Consider the following 19,738-nt stretch of genomic DNA (forward strand, 5'->3'; position numbering starts at 1 on the left):
GCCGATCGGAAACGATCGGCTTTTTTTATACCTCTCCCCCATCCATTGCTCACACCTCTATCCACCACCATGGATAGGTATCGCCAAACCCCAAATTTGAAGCACGTAAAACGTAGTATCCTTACTTTTTTAGTGCGTTTTCCTCTACTTTGAGGGCTGTTTTTGTAATAAAATAACAATTAAAACACGCCCAAAGCGGAGAAGCGATGTAATGTCAGTAACAGGCCGAATCCACTCTTTTGAAACCTGCGGGACCGTCGATGGTCCGGGTATCCGTTTCATTGTCTTTATGCAAGGCTGCTTGATGCGCTGCCAGTATTGCCACAACCGCGATACTTGGGACTTGCATGACGGGAAAGAAATCACCGTAGATGAACTGATGAAGGAAGCCACGTCTTACCGTCACTTCATGAACGCTTCTGGCGGCGGTGTAACAGCATCTGGTGGCGAAGCCATGATGCAGCCCGAATTTGTTCGAGATTTCTTCCGTGCTGCACAGGCCCAGGGAATCCACACCTGCCTAGATACCAACGGTTACATCCGCAAGCACACTGAGGTCGTCGACGAAGTGCTGGATGCTGCCGATCTCGTCATGCTCGACCTGAAGCAACTGGATGACTCAATCCACCAGAACTTGGTCGGCGTGCCGAACAAACGCGTATTGGATTTTGCCCGTTACCTGCACCAGCGTGGCCAGAAAACCTGGATCCGCTATGTTGTGGTGCCTGGCTTCACCGACGACGAGCGCTCCGCCCACCTGCTTGGCGAGTTCATCAAAGACATGGACAACATCGAGAAGGTCGAACTGCTGCCGTATCACCAGCTCGGCGAGCACAAGTGGGAAGCCATGGGCTTTGACTACCCACTAACAGGCGTGAGCCCGCCATCCAAAGAAACTATGGAAAAAGTCAAAGAGATCATCAGCAGCTACACCAATGCCAAAGTGATGTTCTAACCTCCATACCCCGATCCAAAAGGAGAGCCAACGCTCTCCTTTTACTCTCTCACTGAATAACAACCACTTCCGAGAACTTAAGCTTTCAAATTCACTTCTCCCATCAACCACAGATTGACGTGGCTATTGATTAAAGACAAAATCACCGCACTTATCTCGGAAATTCGCTATATACGCATAATAAAATTATGGTATAAACCAACCGCAAACGATTGCGCCAACTGAATTTAATGATTTCCGCAATATTTTACATGATACGCAGCGAGGTTATTGTGCACCATGAAAAGTGATATTGAGATTTGCCGTGATACCACATTAACCCCTATCGAGACTATCGCCCAACAGGCAGGCCTACTGGCCGAGGACTTGACGCCACAAGGTACCCTCAAAGCCAAGATCAAACCAGCCGTACTCAAGCGCCTGGCCGATCGCCAAGAAGGCAAACTGATCGTCGTCACCGCAATTACACCGACACCGCTTGGCGAAGGCAAGACAGTAACCACCATCGGTTTGGCCCAAGGGCTGGCTAAAATTAACCGCTCCGTCATAGCTTGTATCCGCCAGCCATCGATGGGACCGGTATTCGGCGTGAAAGGCGGTGCCGCTGGCGGCGGCTACAGCCAAGTTGCGCCGATGGAGAAACTCAACCTCCACCTAACGGGCGATATCCATGCTGTTACGGCCGCCCATAACCTTGCCGCTGCCGCACTGGATGCGCGCCTCTACCATGAACAGCGCCACGGCTATGAAGCCTTCAGCGAAAAAACGGGACTAAAAGCCCTGCGCATCGATATCAACCGTATCGTCTGGAAGCGAGTCATGGATCATAATGATCGTGCCCTACGAATGATCACTGTCGGCAAAAACGAGCCCGGCAAAGATATCAACGGAATCGAACGTGAGGACGGATTTGAGATCTCGGCGGCCTCCGAGCTGATGGCCATCCTGGCCCTGTCGCATGATCTGGCTGACATGCGCCAGCGCATCGGTCGTGTCGTACTGGCCTATGATCTTGACGGCAACCCTGTCACTGCCGAGGATCTGCAAGTAGCAGGGGCGATGGCTGTCACCATGTGCGAGGCTATCGAGCCGACCCTGATGCAAACGCTCGAAGGGGTACCGACGCTGATCCATGCCGGCCCATTTGCCAATATTGCCCACGGCAACTCGTCGATCATTGCCGATCGTATTGCCCTGAAGCTGGCCGATTTCACCGTAACCGAAGGCGGCTTTGGCTCGGATATGGGCTTTGAGAAAGCCTGTAATATCAAGGCCCAGCAAGCCGGTCGCGGGCCGGACTGTGCCGTTGTCGTTGCCACCCTGCGCGGCCTAAAAGCCAACTCGGGTCTCTACGATCTCCGCCCGGGACAAGCACTGCCAGATGCGATCTTCGAACCTGACAGCAAAGCTCTGGATGCCGGTTTTGCCAATCTAAAATGGCACATCAACAATGCCGCCCGCTATGGGGTGCCTGTTGTGGTGGCGATCAACCGCTTCCCGCAGGATACAGAACAAGAACTGACGACCCTAAAGCGCATGATTGAAGGCGAGCAATTTGCTACCCCTGTAGAGGTGGCGATTAGCGAGGCCTTTGGCAAGGGTGGCGAAGGGGCCGTAGAGCTGGCCGACGCTGTCGTTCGTGCCTGCCAGCAACCCGCCAACTTCAAGCCGCTCTATAACCTGTCACAAACGCTGGAAGAAAAGCTGATGACCGTTGCCGAAGTCGGCTACGGCGGCCGAGGGGTCGAACTCTCCGAACTTGCCAAGCAGCAACTTGCCCAGTTCAAGGCTCAAGGCCACGACAACCTTGCGGTTTGTATGGCCAAGACCCCCCTTTCCATCAGCCATGACCCGGCCCAGAAAGGGGCTCCTCGCGATTTCATCGTTCCGATCCGCGAGCTCAAACTCTGCGCTGGGGCCGGTTTCGTCTATGCCCTATGCGGCAACGTAATGACCATGCCTGGATTACCTGAAAAGCCGGCTTATCTGGCTCTGGATTTGGACGAAGACGGCAACATCATTGGCCTAAGCTAAAACACGCGTTACCACGCATCGATAACGTAAAAAAAAACGCCAGCAACTGCTGGCGTTTTCTCTATCTAAAACAATTACACGGCGAGGCTGATAAACAATCCTGCCACCGTCGCGTTGAGCAAGTTGGCGAGGGTTGCCGCCACCAACGAGCGTACGCCCAGAGTGGCTATCTCATGATAACGGTTCGGTGCCATCATCCCCATACTGCCCAGCATCACCGCAATCGAACCAAAGTTCGCAAAGCCACACAACGCAAACGCAATAATCGCTTCCACACGAGGCTCTAGCGCCCCACTGGTAATCAATGGTGCCAACTGAGAGAAGGCGACAAACTCGTTGATGGTCGTTTTGGTACCGAAAATCACCGCCATTTGCTGTGCGGCGTCAAAATCCCAAATCCCGGCCATATAGGCAAATGGCAAGAACAAGTAGCCGAAGACCAAATCAAGGCTCAATTGCGGCATCCCGAACCAACCACCAACCAGTGATAGCATCCCGTTGATCATTGCAATAAGGCCCACGAATGCCAGCAACATCGCACCGATATTCAGTGCCACCCGCATTCCCTGTGTCGCCCCCTGAGCGGCGGCATCAATGGCATTGGCCGGACGATCCTCATCTTCGCTATTATCGCCGGTACATGTGCTGGTATCTTCAGTCTCTGGGATCATCAGCTTGGCCATCATCAGGCCAGCCGGTGCTGCCATGAACGACGCGGCCAGAAGATACTCTAGCGGGATCCCCATCTGGGCATACCCCACCAGTACCGAACCCGCTACCGATGCCATGCCACCAACCATCACCGCAAACAATTGTGAGCGGGTCATGGTCGACAGATAAGGTCGGATCGTCAGAGGCGCTTCGGAAATACCCAAAAAGATATTGGCAGTAGCCGAGATCGACTCCGGGCGACTTGTATCTAGCAGGCGAGACAGTGCTCGGCCAAGGGTATTAACAATGAACTGCATGATACCCAGATAATAAAGCACCGAGACCAATGCGGAAAAGAACACCACGACCGGCAGTACCCGCAGGGCTAACACAAAACCGCCGCCACCGAACAGTTCGAACATACGGTCAGAGACCAAACCGCCAAAGAGGAAACTGATCCCGTCATGGCTGTAATTGATCACTTGCTGGACACTGTCAGAAAATGAGGATAAGGCTTCACGGCCAAACGGGCTATACAGCACAATCGCGGCAAACGTCATTTGGATGGCCAAAGCCCCGAAAACGGTACGCCAATTAATACGATTACGTCGCTCGGAGAGCAGGAAAGCCAAAGCGATCAGTAGCACAATACCGATCAGGCTAGAAAGAACTTGCATAGATTACTCATAAAAACAATTAGGCGTACTGTCTCCAGCCCTTTGCTATCACAACAGGCTATCGATCAAATCAAAGCACCGGAAATACAACCTAGGTACACTTCAGCCTGCAATAAAACAGGCACCCAATGCACTCGTTTTCCTTCTGCTTTGAATCCTTGCTTCCCAGCAGCATTTTGTTCGTATGAATGAAAAAAACGGGGATTCTCGCGCAATTTGCGAGTGGGCACGAAATATTCGTGCAATATTAGCGGGAGGAGAGTAAGGACTCCGCCCGGTAAGTGCAAGATACCCCGCACCAACCGCAGAAAAAAACACCATATCGTTTGTTTGTTACCGCAAATATCCCTATCCTCGCAGGCTCGAGGTGCAACAACGGCTGTTATCGCCATTATCGGCACGCCATTCCAACCTCATCCTAAAAGCACAATTTCGCCTTTTCCCGCGTTAAAAAAGCCAGTCCCCCACCCAATAAAACTGGCACTGGCATTTCGTGCCTCAGAACAGATAACCCTACCCGTAGCAGGCATAATCCCATGTAATAACTATGGGTAATAGATTGCTAGAGCCACTAATGCCTGCACTTCTGGACAGAGTTTGTCCGATTAGTGTTTTTTGGCAAAAAAGAGTCGGCAAGTCGTAACCAGATCAATTTTTTTTGTAACCAACCTGCTAATCTCAATCCAGCTCAATAAATATTAAAGGCCTATCATTATGGAAATGACAAACGCGCAACGCCTGATCCTCTCTAACCAGTACTACCTGATGTCAAAACTGACACCGGAAAATGCAGAAAAGTACCGTCGCCTTCAAACGATCGTGGAACGCGGATACGGACTACAAATGCGCGAGCTCGCCAAAGATTTCGGCGACCTGCCTGAGCAAGATTGCCGCCAGGTTATCGACTTTATGGAAATGTACCACGCGATGCAGGAATCCTACAAAATGCTGGATGCCGACAAGCAACAGCAAGTTGACCAGCGCCGCCTGAACTTCCTTGGCTTTGATGCCGCAACCGAAGCCCAGCTAGTACACTACGTTCGCTTCCTGACCGAAGACGAAGGGCTGTACCCACAATTCGACAAGACTGAGCACATGTTCAACAGCCAGGTACCGATGCTGGACAAATACCGTCGCATGCTGCAAACATGGCGCAACTGCCCGCGCCAGTATCACTTGTCAGTCAGCGAAATTCAGCAGATTATGAATGCTTAATTTGCATTTGGCCAAAGCCCAAACCGGTGCATAGCACCGGTTTTTTATTTGCCCAATACCAATAACAAAAATGTGATCCCTCACGATAAAAACAAAAATACAGAGTCAAAAATGACCCATCAAAAGAATCACTTGTCGTAAAAAGCGACTAAATCATCAATAATTTGATACGATCGAATTCCTACTCTCTGTTATCCCACACTTTTGGTTAGTATATACAAGCCCTATCCCTGTCTGGCGACTTGAACATGATACGATTTCTGCTTATTGCCGTGTGTTTCCTATCGGCTTCTTGTTTTGCCAAGCCTAACAACCAACTGATCGTCCTGACGACTTTTACCCTAGAATCGCTTCAGCCACTGTTGGCAAAATTCAAGGAAGAGCATCCCTCAATGACCTTCACGATCCTCCACCGACGTGAGGTCGCGGGGCTCAGGCTCCTCGAACAGAACGACCATGACATCGATATTGTCATTTCGTCGTCACCTTCGCTATTCAATTACCTCAGCGAACAAAACAGCCTGATGCCGCTTAACGCGCTCAATTACGACTCGGCTTTCCAGCGCCAGCGCTTCATGCAGCAAACGCTAGAGAACGTAGCCGTATTCGGCTATTCCGGTTACGGGCTGATGTGGAACGAAGACTACCTTGCCAAACACAATATCAAGGCCCCAGACTCTTGGGAGAGCCTGACCGACCCGCAGTACTTCCGTCATTTAGTCATGAGCAGCCCTGCACGATCCGGGACAACCCACATCATGGTCGAAAATATCCTCCAACAGCACGGCTGGAAAAAAGGCTGGCAACTACTGCTGCAGATCGGCGGCAACCTGTCATCTGTTTCAGCCCGCAGCTACGGGGTTAGCGACACTATCTCCCGCGGCTTGGCCGGGATTGGCCCGATCATCGATAGTTATGCCTACAGACGTCAGGAGCACTTCCCGTTTATCGGCTTCCAGTACCAGCCAAACAGCCCATTGATGCCGAGCTATGTTGCAGCCGTTAATAACATCAACCCGGCGGCACACAGCATTGAGTTCATCCGTTTTCTGCTTTCTGATCAGGTGCAGCATACCCTGTCCAGCAGTAGCATGAACAAATATGCCTTGAAGCAGAACATGACCCAGCCGTTTGACGTCTCTCAGCTCAACTACCAGCTGATGCACCAACGTGGGATGATGGTCAAACAACTGTTTGAACAGACCATCAACCAACAGCTTATCCGACTCAATCAAGCATGGCAGCTCATCAACGAAGTCAAGCGCCTACCGCACCTGAACAATGCTGAAATGCGCCAGCTTAATCTGGCCATCAAGCTTGCCAGTACACCGCCAGTCACTGAGTCTCAAGCCCAAGACCCGCACCTACTCGCCGTTCTGACGATGGATCGTAACGACCTCACCACGGTGAAATACGCCAACCACTGGCGCCAATTGATGGGCGAACAACTTGAGCAGTCGATCGCCCTGTGCGAACGGTTGATCGAGCAATATGAAAATAGGCGTAAAAACTGATGCTATTGCGCAATACCATCGGCAACCGCCTAATTGGTGCCATCACTTTCATGGCCTTCCTCAACATCTGCGTCAGTGTCATTGCGATTGCCAACTGGGAAAGCCTTGATGGCCAAATTCAGACCATGGTCAGCAAAAATATGCCCACCCTACAGGCCAGCTACCAGCTCGAACGAAATACCGCTGGGCTGCAGGCGGCACTCAACCTGCTGAGCAACAATACCGATCCGATCATGCATGCGGATCTCAAACAAAATATTCTCGAAAAACTCGATCGCATCAATGCGGCCATTGATCTGACCGCGACGCTCGAGTCATACCCGGCGATCAAGCACGAAAACCAAACTTTGCAGCAAGATATCAAGGTCTATGCCGACTTGCTCTACCAACGCAACACCCACCTGTTTGTTCTGGCACAAACTGAAAACAACATCAAATGGCTCCATCAGGATCTCATTGACGAACTGACGCCAATTCGCCAGGAAGTCGAATGGCAACTCACCCGCATGCTGCCCAATGCGGTGGTATCGAGCACGGTCAATGATGTGATGACCGAGTTCTCGCTGATCCAAGCCATCACCGTCAAGGAGAACGAGCTCCACCAGTTGGTGCAAGAAATCATCCTTCAGCGCAAAGATCGGGATATCGGCAACGCTTTCTATTTCATCGGCTACAAGACCCAAGAAGTCAGTAGGATGAGCCAGAAGCTGAGTCACTATTCATCGACTGCGTCTTACCGCCAACTTTTGGATGAGCTGATCACTCTCGTGGAACCCGGAGGCCAACTCGAAACCCAGTTGGTGCGCGACAATGCGTTGTATAACCAGATCCGTTCCTACGAAGAAAAAATACAGTCTCTATTGGGCCATCAGGAAGCTCTGACCCAGACGATGGTTGAGCATGAGGATGCCTCACTGCAGGCCCTCAACGAAAAAACGCGTCAATCAATCAACATCAGTAACCTGATTTTGTTTGGAATGATGATTGTCACCCTGTTCCTGTCGGTCATGCTGTCGATCTACCTCGTTGGCAAAGGAATCGTGAAGCGTCTCAACCTGTTGTCGCAGGATTTGTACGCGGTGGCCAACAACCAGCACAACGCCGAAATCCAAGTCAGCGGCGATGACGAAATTGGCCTGCTGGGTGACAACCTACGCCAATTCTGCCGCCAAATGCAGGAAATGCAGCAGAGCAATGCCCTCAACCTGATCAACAACACTCAGGCCAGTATCATCACCTCTGATCTCAATGGCAGAATAGAGTCGGTCAATCCAAGCGCCCAGAGTCTGTTTGCCCATGTCGAGCTCCCCCATACTCTCGCATTCTGGGAGCTATTCAGCCTTGCCATGCAACCCCGACTGCAATCTCTATTTGCCGCCGGTAGCCCGCTCTACCAACCACATGGCTGTAACCTGACGATCAAACAACCCAAAGGCGAAGACGACAACTTATACCTGCGCCTCGACTTCCGTTTGTTCAGTCAGGGACAAAAGGAAAAGGTCATCATAACCATGACTGACATTACCGAGCAGGAAAATGCTGCCCGCTGGCTGGAAAAAATGGTCAGGGAAAAAACCCACTCATTAACAACCCGAAACCGCCAACTGCACGAAGAAATCGAAGATCGCAAGCGCATTGAACTGGATCTGCGAGACACCCAAGACGAGCTGATCCAAGCTGCCAAAATGGCCGTGGTCGGGCAGACCATGACGTCGCTAGCCCATGAGCTGAACCAACCGCTGTCCGCGATCTCGACCCATATCTTCACCGCCAAGCTGGCCTTGGAGAAATCAAGAACAGACCAGCTGCCTGCCAGTTTGGAGAAAATTGATAACCTGACTTCTCGCATGAGTCGAATTATCAGTAGCCTGAAAAGTTTCTCCAAGAAACAGGGAGCTGACAAGCGACTACACCGAATCGATATCGAAGCGTCACTGCAGCAGGCCATGATGATTGTCGAAAGCCGAGCCAAGGTCCAGCAAACGACCATCCACAATGAGCTTGAAAGCGGGCTCTACTGCATCGCCGATCAGGTCCAGTTCGAACAGATTTTGGTGAACTTGCTGGTAAATAGCTGCGACGCCGTCGCAGGTAGCGATGCCCGCCAGATCACCATTCATTCTCTTGATGCCGAGGCCGGGCACGTCCGCCTCGCCGTCAGTGATAGCGGCGACGGATTTGCCGCCGAAATTATGGAAAAACTCTTTGTTCCATTTACCACAACGAAAGAGGTGGGGCTTGGCCTTGGGCTGAGTATCTGCCGATCGATAATGAACCGCTTTGACGGCGAGATCTATCTTGCCTCCAATCTACAAGGCGGGGCTATGGTCGTGTTGGAGTTGAAAAACGATGATAATGAATAACGATATTGAAGTATTGATCATTGATGACGATCAGGACGTTTTGGAGTCCTACCAGCAATTGCTGGAGATGTCTGGCTATAAAGTTAAGGCCATTACCGATCCTACCCTAGTAACTACGCTACTTCATAAAGACTGGCCCGGCGTAGTGGTCACTGACATGTACATGCCTGGCTTGAGCGGCATGGATTTACTTGACCATATTCAGTCACTTGATCCTAAATTACCGGTTATCATGATCACCGGTCACGGTGATATTCCGATGGCGGTCGATGCCGTCAAGCGCGGTGCGCTGGACTTCCTGCAAAAGCCTCTTCAGCCAGCCGAGCTGCTCGCCCTGCTGGATAAGCATTTGCCGGCCCGCAAATCTCACATTGCACAACGTTCGGCTATTTCCCAGTCCACCACCGACGTATTGCTCGGCGACAGCCCGCTGATCAGCAAAATCCGTGAAAAAATCACCCAAATCGCCCTGACCTCCAAGGATGTCCTGGTTGAAGGTGAAAGCGGCAGCGGCCGCCATACCGTCACCAAGCTACTGCACCAGAACAGCACCCTGCACCGTGGTCCGTTCGTGGCAATCGTCGGTCACAGTATCTCCTGTACCGCCGACCTTCAGCGTGCGATGATCTCGGCACGTAGCGGCAGCCTGAGCCTGCATGATCCCCATGAAATGCCAATGGAGACCCAGCAGTGGCTGTGCCGCTTCCTGCTTGAGCAAGAGCGCCAGAACAAGAAAGAAGTCCGGGTACTGGCGATTACCGGTACGACACCAGAAAACCTTGTGGAGCAGGAGCGCTTGCTGCCAGAGCTGTTCTACTTCCTGAGTCAGGTTCGCTTCCAGCTGCCGCCGCTTCGCCAGCGCGTTTGCGATATTGCCCCGCTGTTCAAGTACTTCCTGAAACTGAGCTGCCAGAAACTGCACAAGCCGATGCCGACCATCGACAAGGCCTATATCAATACCCTCAACCGCCATGAGTGGAACGGCAATGTGCTGGAGCTGAAAAACGTCGCCGAGCTGTACGCCATTGGTATTGTAAAACTGACAGGCCAAGATCGCACCACACCTATCGAGCATATGAGCAGCCCGCTCGATGACTTGGTCGACAGCTACGAAAAGCAAGTTATCGAAGATGCACTCTACCTCTTTGCTGGCCGGATCAACGATGTAGCAAATTATCTTCAGATCCCGCGCAAGAAATTGTACCTGCGAATGAAAAAGCACAGCTTGGACAAAGCCGAATACAAAGCCCAGAGCTAACGCCCCAAACAAAAACGCCCTGCACAATGCAGGGCGTTTTCCTATCTTTTGTCCGGCAAACTAACCAGATACTACGCTACTTAATCAACACCGGTTCTGCAGGCTGCCCGGCGTCGATATCGACAACCTTCTTGGCATTCCACACCGTCAGAGCAAGAAACAGCGAAACCACTGCGGCACCCAACCAGAAATACTGCGCCGTACCGAAATCGTAAACCTTAACCACTTCGCCAGCTTGGTTGGTCACTTCGGTAATCGTGATCAGGTGTGCTGAAATCAGCTCCTGCGCCGAGGCTGCCATGTAAGAGAACAGACCGATAAAGCCCTTCACCGCACCTACCGCATTCTTTGGCATCAAATCACACGCAGTCAGGCCCGCAAGGAAGACCACCAAGCCGCCAATGGCATAGCCAACCAATGCAAGGGCAACCGCATCCATCATTCGGCTCTGCGGGCCGAAGAACAGAAGTAGCATACCGGTAATGTTCGCGATACCGTATAGCAGTGTCGGAATATGACGATTGGCATTGAAGATCTTATCAGAGATGATCCCTGACAGGATCGCACCCGCAAGACCGGCAATAGGGTAAGCAGACATCGCGAAACCGGCATCAATCAGGCTATAGCCCTTTGACTCTTGAAGGTAAAGTACCGCCCATGAAGACATTGCATAGCGTGAGGTGTACATCGCCGCACACGACAATGCAATCAACCAGATCACCGGCTGCTTCAGAATAAACATCTGCGCGCGGCGGGTTTCTTTTGGATCGTTGGCTTTTTTGATTTCAGTCTCTTCGCCAAACGCCGTCGCTGCATCAGGAAGCCCGTAAGTCTGCGGACGGTCACGAAGGATGAAGAACATGCAGAACGCAGCAACCACGGCAGCAATACCCGCACCGATAAAGCCGGCACGCCAGCCAAAGTAGCTCACCATTGTCGCGGTCAGGATCCAGGTTATACCCTCTCCAATATTGCGCGAGCCTCCCCAGATAGAATAGCGAGTACCACGTTGCTTCGGCGAAAACCACTGGAACAGGGAGACGCATGATGGCGCAGATCCCACAGACTGGAACCAGCCATTAAGACCCCACAACAATACGAAAAAGAAAGCTGCCGAGTTCATCCCCATTGCCACAGCTGTCAGGCCCGACAAGAAAAGTGAGCATGACATAAAGCGGCCAATGTTTGCGTAGTCAGACAAGAAACCGTTGGAAAACTTACCAATTGCGTAAGTAAAGAAAAACGCTGACCCCATCAGACCCAGTTCGGCCTTAGTGACGATATCGGCATCGAGCATCGGTTTTTTAACCACACCCAAGCTCATACGTACGACATAAAATACCGCATAGCCGAATACCAAGCCCCAAAATACCGACCACTGATGGCGTTTAAATATAGATTGCATTTCATCTTTACTAACATCCATCACCGGCTTATCTGGCCGGGTTTTGAAAAAATCAAACATCTTTGTCTCCAGACAATATTAAATTTCAGACCGAACAATCATTAAACGACTGTGCATGGAGAGAGATGATATGGCGTCATAAAACAACAGCAACTCACTGGTTTTGAGAACAAATTTTCCCAAATTTATTTTTTGGATGGGGCAACCAGAGGACATTTAAACTAGAGTCGGCGCAGACTATCTAAGATAATTAAAAACAGAAGACGTAAAATGTTACTTACAGGGAACATTGCAGATTTAAAATATATTTCGCCAATTTATTAAATTATGACAACGCGCACAAAACCATCCTCAGTGAATGGTTTTTCTACCTGCCCCTTGCTTGCTAAAACGTTAAATATAGATATGAAATTTCTTTGCTATCTTTTGATTTTGATCGGTTCGTTGATCGCCCCGCTGACCAGTCTCGCCTCACCAACCCAACCGATCGTTATCCTGACAACGTTTTCACAACACTCAATCTCTGAACTGGTTGAGCAATACCAGCAACGCTTCCCCGATACAGAAATTAGGGTAATGTTCCGCCGTACCCGCTCGGCCCTGCGACTGCTTGGCAAAAATAATGATCAGAACATCGATATTATTATTTCTTCGTCTCCCGTCCTGTTCAGCCGCTTGTCACACAACAAGCAGCTCTACGCCATGACATCACCAACGAAACTCCCCGATTGGCTGACACCCCACATCCTCGATATTTCCGGCGAGGTCAACGCCTTTGGCTACTCAGGGTTTGGCCTAATGGCCAACCAGCAATACCTGGACAGCCACAAACTCCCCATGCCCACCAGCTGGGAAGCACTGACCAGTGCCACCTACTACCACCATATAGCAATGAGTACGCCATCGCGCTCAGGCACCACCAACTTGATGGTAGAGAATATCCTCCAGCACTATGGCTGGGATCAGGGCTGGAAATTGCTGATGCGGCTTGGCGGCAACATTGCTTTTATTTCGTCACGCAGTTTTGGGGTGAGCGAAGCAATTTCCAAGGGCTTCATCGGCATTGCCCCCGTGATAGATAGCTATGCGATCAATAGCCAAAAAGTATTCCCCTACATCCGCTTCAACTATCTGCCCAATTCAATTTTGATGCCGGCTTATATCGGCATTGCCCGCCGCAGCCATGCCCTTAACCATGCCCAACAATTTGTCGGCTTTCTGTTGTCCGATCCCGGCCAACGGCTACTTGAACATTCCTCAATGGCAAAATTCTCACTCAACCAGCCGGCATTGGCTCAAAACCACACATTCACCCTCAACAAACAGCTGGTGCACAGCCGTGATCCGCTGATATCTCACCTGTTTGATCAGGCGATCACCAACCAGCTCCACGAGCTGAATGCGATCTGGGAAAGAATCCACCATATCGAAACCAGTAATACCAAACTCGGCACAGCTGACAGGGCTGCACTGGCGGCCGCAAAACACGCGGTGACCGCCATCCCCGTGACAGCCGAACAAGCCAGATCCGATGCATATCTGGCGATGTTCCACAGCGATCGAGCACGAAACGGGCGCGACCCTATGGTTGCCGCAGAAATCCAACGCTGGAAGCGGGCCTTTAACGCCAATCTGTTGGAGTCAAAAAAGCAGCTCAACAACATCACCTTGGGTAACTGACCATGAAGATGAGCTGTAAAACCATCTGGGCCAAACTGGTTACCGCGTTTAGTGCCGTATTGTTCATGATTGGACTAGTCAGTAGCGTGGCCTTTGTTACCTGGGGGATCCTCGACCAAAAAATGGACATGATGGTAGACGGCAGTATTCCTGCCCTGACGGCCAGCTACCAGCTCGAACGCAACAGCGCCGAACTGCAAACCTATCTCAATGAACTGGATACCACTGCCAGCCTCGCTCGGCTCGGCCAAATCCACACCGACGTTGATCTGGAGCTAGACCAGCTCAACCACACTATTTCAACGCTGGAAACGATGACGCCAACCAACCAACTGGCCGAGCTCTATCTCCTGCTGAATCAAGATATCCAGCGTTACGGCCGCCTACTGGAAACCAAACTCAACCTTGCTCAAGAACGGCAGAAAGTCACCGAGACGATACTCTGGCTCCATCAGGATCTCCTCGACGAGATCACGCCGCTCAACCAAGAACTCGAATGGCAGGTTACCAACTCGCACAACACCAGCCTGAGTGATGAGAAGCTTGCGCTGCTCAACAAGGACTTCACGGTGCTACAGGAGCTGCGGCTGCAAGAAAGCAAGCTGATCGCACTGGTTCAGGAAATTATCGACCAGCACCCACACCGCAACCTCAGCAGTGCCTTTCAGTTTATCGGCTATAAAATTCAAGAGCTGAATGCGCTCAGCAATGCCATGCAGCACAATGCCGCCAGTATTGCCCTGTCTCAGCTTGTGGCTGAACTTGCCGACATCGTCAAGCCTGATGGCCAGCTTTACCAACTACTCAGCCAGACCAAGACCACCCAAAGCGCCGTCGAACAACAGAAAACCGCCATCAAAAGCCGGTTATCGCTCCAACAGGAATACATCCGCCAGCTGGTCAGCGAAACCCGCCGAACACTCAACCATATTCAAGATGATGCCAAGCAGACGGTTCGTATCGGCAACCATGCCCTGATAGCCGTCTTGCTGTGCGCCTTGCTGAGCAGCATTTTTATCTGCACCTATTTCGTTCGCAAGCGTATCGTTGCCCGGTTGCATGATCTAAGCCTGGCGCTCAATGCCGTTGTCAGCGGTAAAAAAGAGCTTGCGGTCTCAGTCAGCGGGCAGGATGAAATCGGCCGCCTCGGCCAAGATTTACGTAATTACTTGCTTCAGAGGCAGGAGATGGAGAAAACCAACGCCCTGAACCTCATCAACAATACCGAGGCCAGCATCATCACCTGCACCACTCGCGGCTGCATCGAATCCGTCAACAGCCGAGCAAGGGAGCTATTCCCTCGCCTATGTGCTGACATCATGCCATCAGAGACTATCTGGGCGCTGTTTGCCCCCCATCAGCAAGCCTCGCTAAAAGCCATTTTCTCCGAGGCTAGCCCACTGCTAAAAGACGGGGCTCATAGCCTGACTCTCGGCCTCGGTGCCGACGGGCAGCAACGCTATTTCCGACTCGACCTTCGGCTCTACCAGCAAAACAACCAGCCCAAGGTCATCATTACCCTGACAGATATCACCGAGCAGGAAAACATCGCTCGCTGGCTTGAACAAAAAGTCGAAGAGAAAACCCTGTCTCTCTCGGCTAGCAATGCCGCCCTGCAAGACGAAATAGAAGAACGCAAACGGGCCGAGGCCGATCTCGTCACCACTCAGGACGAGCTGATCCAAGCCGCCAAAATGGCAGCTGTAGGACAGGCAATGACAACACTGGCCCATGAGCTGAACCAACCGCTCTCTGCACTTTCTACTTATATCTATACCGTACAGATGACCTACGATGAAGAACAGTACCCGGCCATCAACGACACCATGGTCAAGATGGATGAGATCTGCGAACGGATGGATCGCATCATTGCCAACCTGCGGAGTTTCTCAAAAAAAACCAGCAGCGCTCGGCCTGTGACGAAAACCAGCCTGTCAATTGCGGCGGCCAATGCTATCGAAATCGCGGCCTGCCGAGCAAAACAGCACAGTATCGAACTGCACAACGAATTAGATCGCGAATGCCATGCTTTCGGCGAGCCGATCCAAATCGAGCAGATCCTTGTCAACCTGCTCCTCAACAGCTGCGACGCCCTCGCCCCGCAGGTCGATACCGTGGGCCGGGTGAGCATCGCCGAAATTAACCGCACAGATGATTGTGTGACCATCGCCTGCTGCGACAACGGCCCGGGCTTCGATCACGATATTACCCATAAGATTTTCACCCCGTTTACCACGACCAAAGAAGTCGGGTTGGGGCTAGGTTTAAATATTTGCCGCTCAATCATGGACAGAATGAATGGTTCTATCCGGCTTGCTTCAGCACTCAATGGCGGCGCAATGATTATTTTGGAGTTACCTATCAATGCTGCTAACTAACGACATCCAAGTCATTATTATCGACGATGACCAGCATGTACTGAACTCGTGCCAGCACCTTCTTCAACTGGCGGGCTACCAGACCAAGGCATACCTCGACCCCCATCAGGCCGTTGCGGCACTGCATGCAAACTGGTCAGGTGTGATCCTCACTGACATCTACATGCCAACCATGAACGGGATGGAGCTCATCGATAAGGTCAAGGCAATCAGCCCCCACCTGCCAATAATCACCATCACCGGTCACGGCGATATTGAAATGGCGGTCGAAGCCATGCAAAAAGGGGCCGTGAACTACCTAGAAAAACCCTTGAAGCCCAAAAAACTACTTGGCCTATTGGCGCAGGTTATCGGCGAGCGGCAGCAGCGTGTCGAACAATGGAAAATTATCGAAAACACCTTACCTAGCCAGCTACTCGGCAACAGTGACACCATCAGCGAGCTGCGCAACCATATCAAATTGCTGGCCACGACAGACAAAGACGTGCTCATCGAGGGCGAAAATGGCAGTGGCCGCCATACTACAGCCGCATTGCTCCATGAACACAGTACCCGGGGCTCGGCCCCCTTGGTGATCAAAAGCGGCACGAGCCTATTGAATCAAGAACAACTCAGCGCAGCACTCGAAGAGGCAACCCACGGCACGCTCCTGATCCACGAACCAGCCGCAATGCCCATAGCTCTGCAACGATTCTTGAGCCACTTTCTGCTTAATCAAGAAAGAACCGGCAACCACAATGTCAAATTCATTGCCGTCATTGATGAGAGCCCGGAAGAAGAACTCAAGGAGCACCGGCTGCTTCCCGAGCTGTTCTACTTCCTCAGCCAAGTTAGGCTGGCGATCCCGCCGCTGCGTAAGCACAAAGAGGATATCATCCCGCTGTTTCGCCATTTTTTGAAAAACAGCTGCGCCCTGCTCGGCAAGCCGCTACCTAAGATAGACCGTGCTTATATCGAGGCTCTGAAACGTCACCAGTGGCCTGGCAATATCCGAGAACTAAAAAGCGTCGCTGAACTTTACGCGATCGGTATCGTCAAGCTGTCGGGCAACGACCGCCAGCAGCCTATAGAGCAACTGACCAGCCCCCTTGATGACCTGATCGAGCAATACGAGAGGCAGCTAATCGAAGATGCACTCTATCTTCATGCCGGGCGGATCAACGATGTGGCCGACTACCTCAAGATACAGCGCAAAAAACTGTATCTAAGAATGCGAAAGTACGAACTCAACAAAGATGCTTATAAGGTTCGTTAACCATCTCATCGGTCACCGTACCTCACCACTCCAACAAAAAAGCCCTGCACTCGCAGGGCTTTGACAATCACAATCGACTCGATGATGAGCGATCAGTATTCGTAACGCAGGCCGAGGAAAAAGTAATCATCATCGGCATCGCCCGAATAGCCCGCTGATGTGCCGTTATCGCCATCACGGAAGACATAGCTACCGAAAATTGACGAGCGGGTAGTCAGGCGGTATTGGGCCTCAAGGGTGGTATCACTCAGTTCCAGTTCATCCCCGCCACTGTTTTCAAGCCAACGGTAACCGGCGCGCAATACCCACCAATCATTGAGATCATAAACGATCGAGGCCTCAACCACTTCATCCTTGCTCTTATCGACTACGCCAACTTTTTCAACCTCGTCCTCGGAATAAACGACCCCAAGCACTACATCACCGATGTAATAGCTGGCACCGATACCCCAAACATAGTACTCATCGCCGCTCTCACCCTCGTCATACTGATAAATCGCGACAGGGGCGAGCTTGCCCGCATCCCCCATGTTGAAGGTATAGCGCAATGCAAGGTTATAGGCTGTATCCAAGTCAGAGGTGTTATTGCCGATGATATAGGCCGCCGATACATCAAAATAATCAAAGCTGTTTTGATACTGCACCGTACCATCCTGACGAAATACCTGAGTTGCGGTAGCATCAACAACACCAACCTGCCGGGCGATCGCGATATCCGACGCAGCAAACACATCGACGATGTCGGTGAACATGATAAGCCCCGATGCGACACGTCCCCCGGTCAGGCGACCGTATTCAGCCCCGTCGATACCGGCCCAGACATAACGAGCCGTCAGCTCATCTTCATCATTAAGGTTGTTGGCAAACTCAGCGGCGCCAACCTGATATTCGGCCCAGCCAATCACCGATACAGTATCGTTGACGGTCTGAGATCCCCCGATACCTAGACGGGCATCGAACTTACCCTCGACGTCCTCCGAGCCCTTGTCAGTAATATTGAATGCCAAGCGTCCGTATACATCGATTGTTGACCCATCCTCACCTTGGTAAATCGTACCAGCCTGAACGGCACCAGATGCCAAAAGAACGGGAATAACCACTGCTAATGCTGCTTTTTTCATGTTCAACTCCTGTTGTACATTTTTATTAGACAATGAAGCCTTATTTGCGCGCGTCCATTGATAGATACATCCCTTACAGGGATATCAATCGTTTATTTGCGCTCAAAAATCATAGTACAGATCAATTGGAATTAAATTTTAATTGCAAAATTATGCGCAGTAGCTATCAACGACAAGTCTTCCCGTTTCGACGGCTAGATAAATTCTGGCTAAAACCACACATCACAGGGAAGTTGAGGTTACAATGCGGCTATTATTGTGTTTATGCTCCAGCGGATAATGACATGTCCTACCAATGCCCATTGTGCCACCTTCCCCTCGCTCAACAGGGGAACACCTGGCTTTGTACCAACAACCATCGTTTCGACCTTGCCAAAGAAGGCTATGTCAACCTGATGCCAGCCCATCACAAGAGCTCTAAAAACCCGGGTGACAACAAAGAGATGATGCAGGCACGACGCCTGTTCTTGGAAGGCGGCCACTACCAGCCAATGAAGCATGCCGTGGTGGAAAAAATCAAACAGCACCTGCCAGAGAGCGCCCAACAACTGCTCGATATTGGCTGTGGCGAAGGCTACTATACCCATGATTTTTCCCTTGCCGCACCGGAACAATCGGGGCTGACCGTCTACGGGCTCGATATATCTAAAATTGCGATTCGCTATGCGGCCAAACGCTACAAGGAGTGTCGTTTCTGCGTGGCATCCAGCCACCGCCTACCATTCGCCGACCAAAGTTTCGATGCCGTGGTCCGGATCTATGCACCGTGCAAGGGAGAGGAGCTGGCTCGTACCGTCAAGCCCGGCGGGATCCTCGTAGCTGTTACCCCTGCCCCGCGCCACCTATACCAACTTAAAGGGCTGATCTACGACGAAGTCCATCTCCATGATGTACCCGTGGAATCCATTGACGGCTTTGAGCTGATCGAGGACGACCAACTACATTACGATATGACGCTCAATGGCGAAGAAGCCACCGCCCTAATGCAGATGACCCCGTTTGCATGGAAGACCAGCGATGCCGTTTGGCAACAACTGGCAGCCAGCGAACAGTTCCACTGCGAAGCAGATTTTGCGATCAGGGTGTACCGCCGTACCGCATAAATGGTCGCCTATTAATTGATATTGGTTATCAATAACATTTGATAACCAATATCAACTCCTTTATTATCAGCGCACTATACTTATACGTCTGACTGACGCGCCCGCGCGCCTTGCGGACAAAATGGTGAA

The 19,738-nt window shown here is 51.4% G+C and carries 13 protein-coding genes; 10 read left to right on the plus strand and 3 right to left on the minus strand.

Annotated elements, in window-relative coordinates:
• Positions 1–211: 211 nt before the first annotated feature.
• A complete protein-coding gene (pflA, locus tag ACSF8X_RS13940) occupies positions 212–955 on the plus strand; it encodes a pyruvate formate lyase 1-activating protein (RefSeq protein ID WP_047877437.1) in 744 nt (247 codons plus the stop codon).
• A 279-nt stretch (positions 956–1,234) separates the two neighbouring features.
• Positions 1,235–2,989 (plus strand): formate--tetrahydrofolate ligase, encoded by a 1,755-nt coding sequence (locus ACSF8X_RS13945; protein ID WP_500850253.1) that lies wholly within the window; start codon positions 1,235–1,237, stop codon positions 2,987–2,989.
• Between the two features lie 74 nt (positions 2,990–3,063).
• Here ACSF8X_RS13945 and ACSF8X_RS13950 read toward each other — a convergent pair whose 3' ends face one another.
• Positions 3,064–4,317, minus strand: a complete 1,254-nt coding sequence (locus ACSF8X_RS13950) for a NupC/NupG family nucleoside CNT transporter (protein ID WP_500850254.1) — start codon at positions 4,315–4,317, stop codon at positions 3,064–3,066.
• A gap of 714 nt (positions 4,318–5,031) precedes the next feature.
• Here ACSF8X_RS13950 and ACSF8X_RS13955 point away from each other — a divergent pair.
• From ACSF8X_RS13955 to ACSF8X_RS13970, 4 genes are all read left to right on the plus strand, one after another.
• A complete protein-coding gene (locus ACSF8X_RS13955; protein WP_047877441.1) occupies positions 5,032–5,532 on the plus strand; it encodes a YfbU family protein in 501 nt (166 codons plus the stop codon).
• Between the two features lie 248 nt (positions 5,533–5,780).
• Complete coding sequence (locus ACSF8X_RS13960; protein WP_047877442.1) at positions 5,781–7,046, plus strand: ABC transporter substrate-binding protein; 1,266 nt, start codon at positions 5,781–5,783, stop codon at positions 7,044–7,046.
• The gene (locus tag ACSF8X_RS13965; protein WP_047877443.1) at positions 7,046–9,409 is read left to right on the plus strand and encodes an ATP-binding protein; all 2,364 of its coding nucleotides are present in this window, start codon (positions 7,046–7,048) and stop codon (positions 9,407–9,409) included. The genes ACSF8X_RS13960 and ACSF8X_RS13965 overlap by 1 nt, the downstream gene beginning before the upstream one ends.
• Positions 9,396–10,667 (plus strand): sigma-54-dependent transcriptional regulator, encoded by a 1,272-nt coding sequence (locus ACSF8X_RS13970; RefSeq protein WP_500850255.1) that lies wholly within the window; start codon positions 9,396–9,398, stop codon positions 10,665–10,667. Before ACSF8X_RS13965 ends, ACSF8X_RS13970 begins: the two co-directional genes overlap by 14 nt.
• A gap of 76 nt (positions 10,668–10,743) precedes the next feature.
• Here ACSF8X_RS13970 and ACSF8X_RS13975 read toward each other — a convergent pair whose 3' ends face one another.
• On the minus strand, positions 10,744–12,132 hold the full coding sequence (locus ACSF8X_RS13975; RefSeq protein WP_500850256.1) for an MFS transporter: 1,389 nt from the start codon (positions 12,130–12,132) through the stop codon (positions 10,744–10,746).
• A 345-nt stretch (positions 12,133–12,477) separates the two neighbouring features.
• On the opposite strand from ACSF8X_RS13975, the gene ACSF8X_RS13980 reads away from it, so the two are divergent.
• From ACSF8X_RS13980 to ACSF8X_RS13990, 3 genes are read left to right on the plus strand one after another with little or no spacing between them, the layout of a single operon-like run.
• On the plus strand, positions 12,478–13,752 hold the full coding sequence (locus ACSF8X_RS13980; protein ID WP_500850257.1) for an ABC transporter substrate-binding protein: 1,275 nt from the start codon (positions 12,478–12,480) through the stop codon (positions 13,750–13,752).
• Between the two features lie 2 nt (positions 13,753–13,754).
• Entirely contained in the window at positions 13,755–16,130 is a 2,376-nt protein-coding gene (locus ACSF8X_RS13985) for a sensor histidine kinase (RefSeq protein WP_500850258.1), read from the plus strand.
• Positions 16,117–17,385, plus strand: a complete 1,269-nt coding sequence (locus tag ACSF8X_RS13990) for a sigma-54-dependent transcriptional regulator (RefSeq protein ID WP_500850259.1) — start codon at positions 16,117–16,119, stop codon at positions 17,383–17,385. Before ACSF8X_RS13985 ends, ACSF8X_RS13990 begins: the two co-directional genes overlap by 14 nt.
• 92 nt (positions 17,386–17,477) lie before the next feature.
• On the opposite strand, the gene ACSF8X_RS13995 is transcribed toward ACSF8X_RS13990, so the two are convergent.
• Positions 17,478–18,506 (minus strand): porin, encoded by a 1,029-nt coding sequence (locus ACSF8X_RS13995; RefSeq protein WP_047877445.1) that lies wholly within the window; start codon positions 18,504–18,506, stop codon positions 17,478–17,480.
• A 284-nt stretch (positions 18,507–18,790) separates the two neighbouring features.
• Here ACSF8X_RS13995 and rlmA point away from each other — a divergent pair, with 284 nt between their 5' ends.
• Positions 18,791–19,609: a 23S rRNA (guanine(745)-N(1))-methyltransferase gene (rlmA, locus tag ACSF8X_RS14000; RefSeq protein ID WP_500850260.1), complete on the plus strand. Its 819-nt coding sequence runs from the start codon at positions 18,791–18,793 to the stop codon at positions 19,607–19,609.
• Positions 19,610–19,738 lie beyond the last annotated feature (129 nt).

This window comes from Photobacterium panuliri (assembly GCF_059920555.1).

Bases quoted from the DNA above. Each gene is read 5' to 3' on its own strand.
- pflA (WP_047877437.1), top strand. From the start codon at position 212: ATGTCAGTAACAGGCCGAATCCACTCTTTTGAAACCTGCGGGACCGTC.
- ACSF8X_RS13945 (WP_500850253.1), top strand. From the start codon at position 1,235: ATGAAAAGTGATATTGAGATTTGCCGTGATACCACATTAACCCCTATC.
- ACSF8X_RS13950 (WP_500850254.1), bottom strand. From the start codon at position 4,317: ATGCAAGTTCTTTCTAGCCTGATCGGTATTGTGCTACTGATCGCTTTG.
- ACSF8X_RS13955 (WP_047877441.1), top strand. From the start codon at position 5,032: ATGGAAATGACAAACGCGCAACGCCTGATCCTCTCTAACCAGTACTAC.
- ACSF8X_RS13960 (WP_047877442.1), top strand. From the start codon at position 5,781: ATGATACGATTTCTGCTTATTGCCGTGTGTTTCCTATCGGCTTCTTGT.
- ACSF8X_RS13965 (WP_047877443.1), top strand. From the start codon at position 7,046: ATGCTATTGCGCAATACCATCGGCAACCGCCTAATTGGTGCCATCACT.
- ACSF8X_RS13970 (WP_500850255.1), top strand. From the start codon at position 9,396: ATGATAATGAATAACGATATTGAAGTATTGATCATTGATGACGATCAG.
- ACSF8X_RS13975 (WP_500850256.1), bottom strand. From the start codon at position 12,132: ATGTTTGATTTTTTCAAAACCCGGCCAGATAAGCCGGTGATGGATGTT.
- ACSF8X_RS13980 (WP_500850257.1), top strand. From the start codon at position 12,478: ATGAAATTTCTTTGCTATCTTTTGATTTTGATCGGTTCGTTGATCGCC.
- ACSF8X_RS13985 (WP_500850258.1), top strand. From the start codon at position 13,755: ATGAAGATGAGCTGTAAAACCATCTGGGCCAAACTGGTTACCGCGTTT.
- ACSF8X_RS13990 (WP_500850259.1), top strand. From the start codon at position 16,117: ATGCTGCTAACTAACGACATCCAAGTCATTATTATCGACGATGACCAG.
- ACSF8X_RS13995 (WP_047877445.1), bottom strand. From the start codon at position 18,506: ATGAAAAAAGCAGCATTAGCAGTGGTTATTCCCGTTCTTTTGGCATCT.
- rlmA (WP_500850260.1), top strand. From the start codon at position 18,791: ATGTCCTACCAATGCCCATTGTGCCACCTTCCCCTCGCTCAACAGGGG.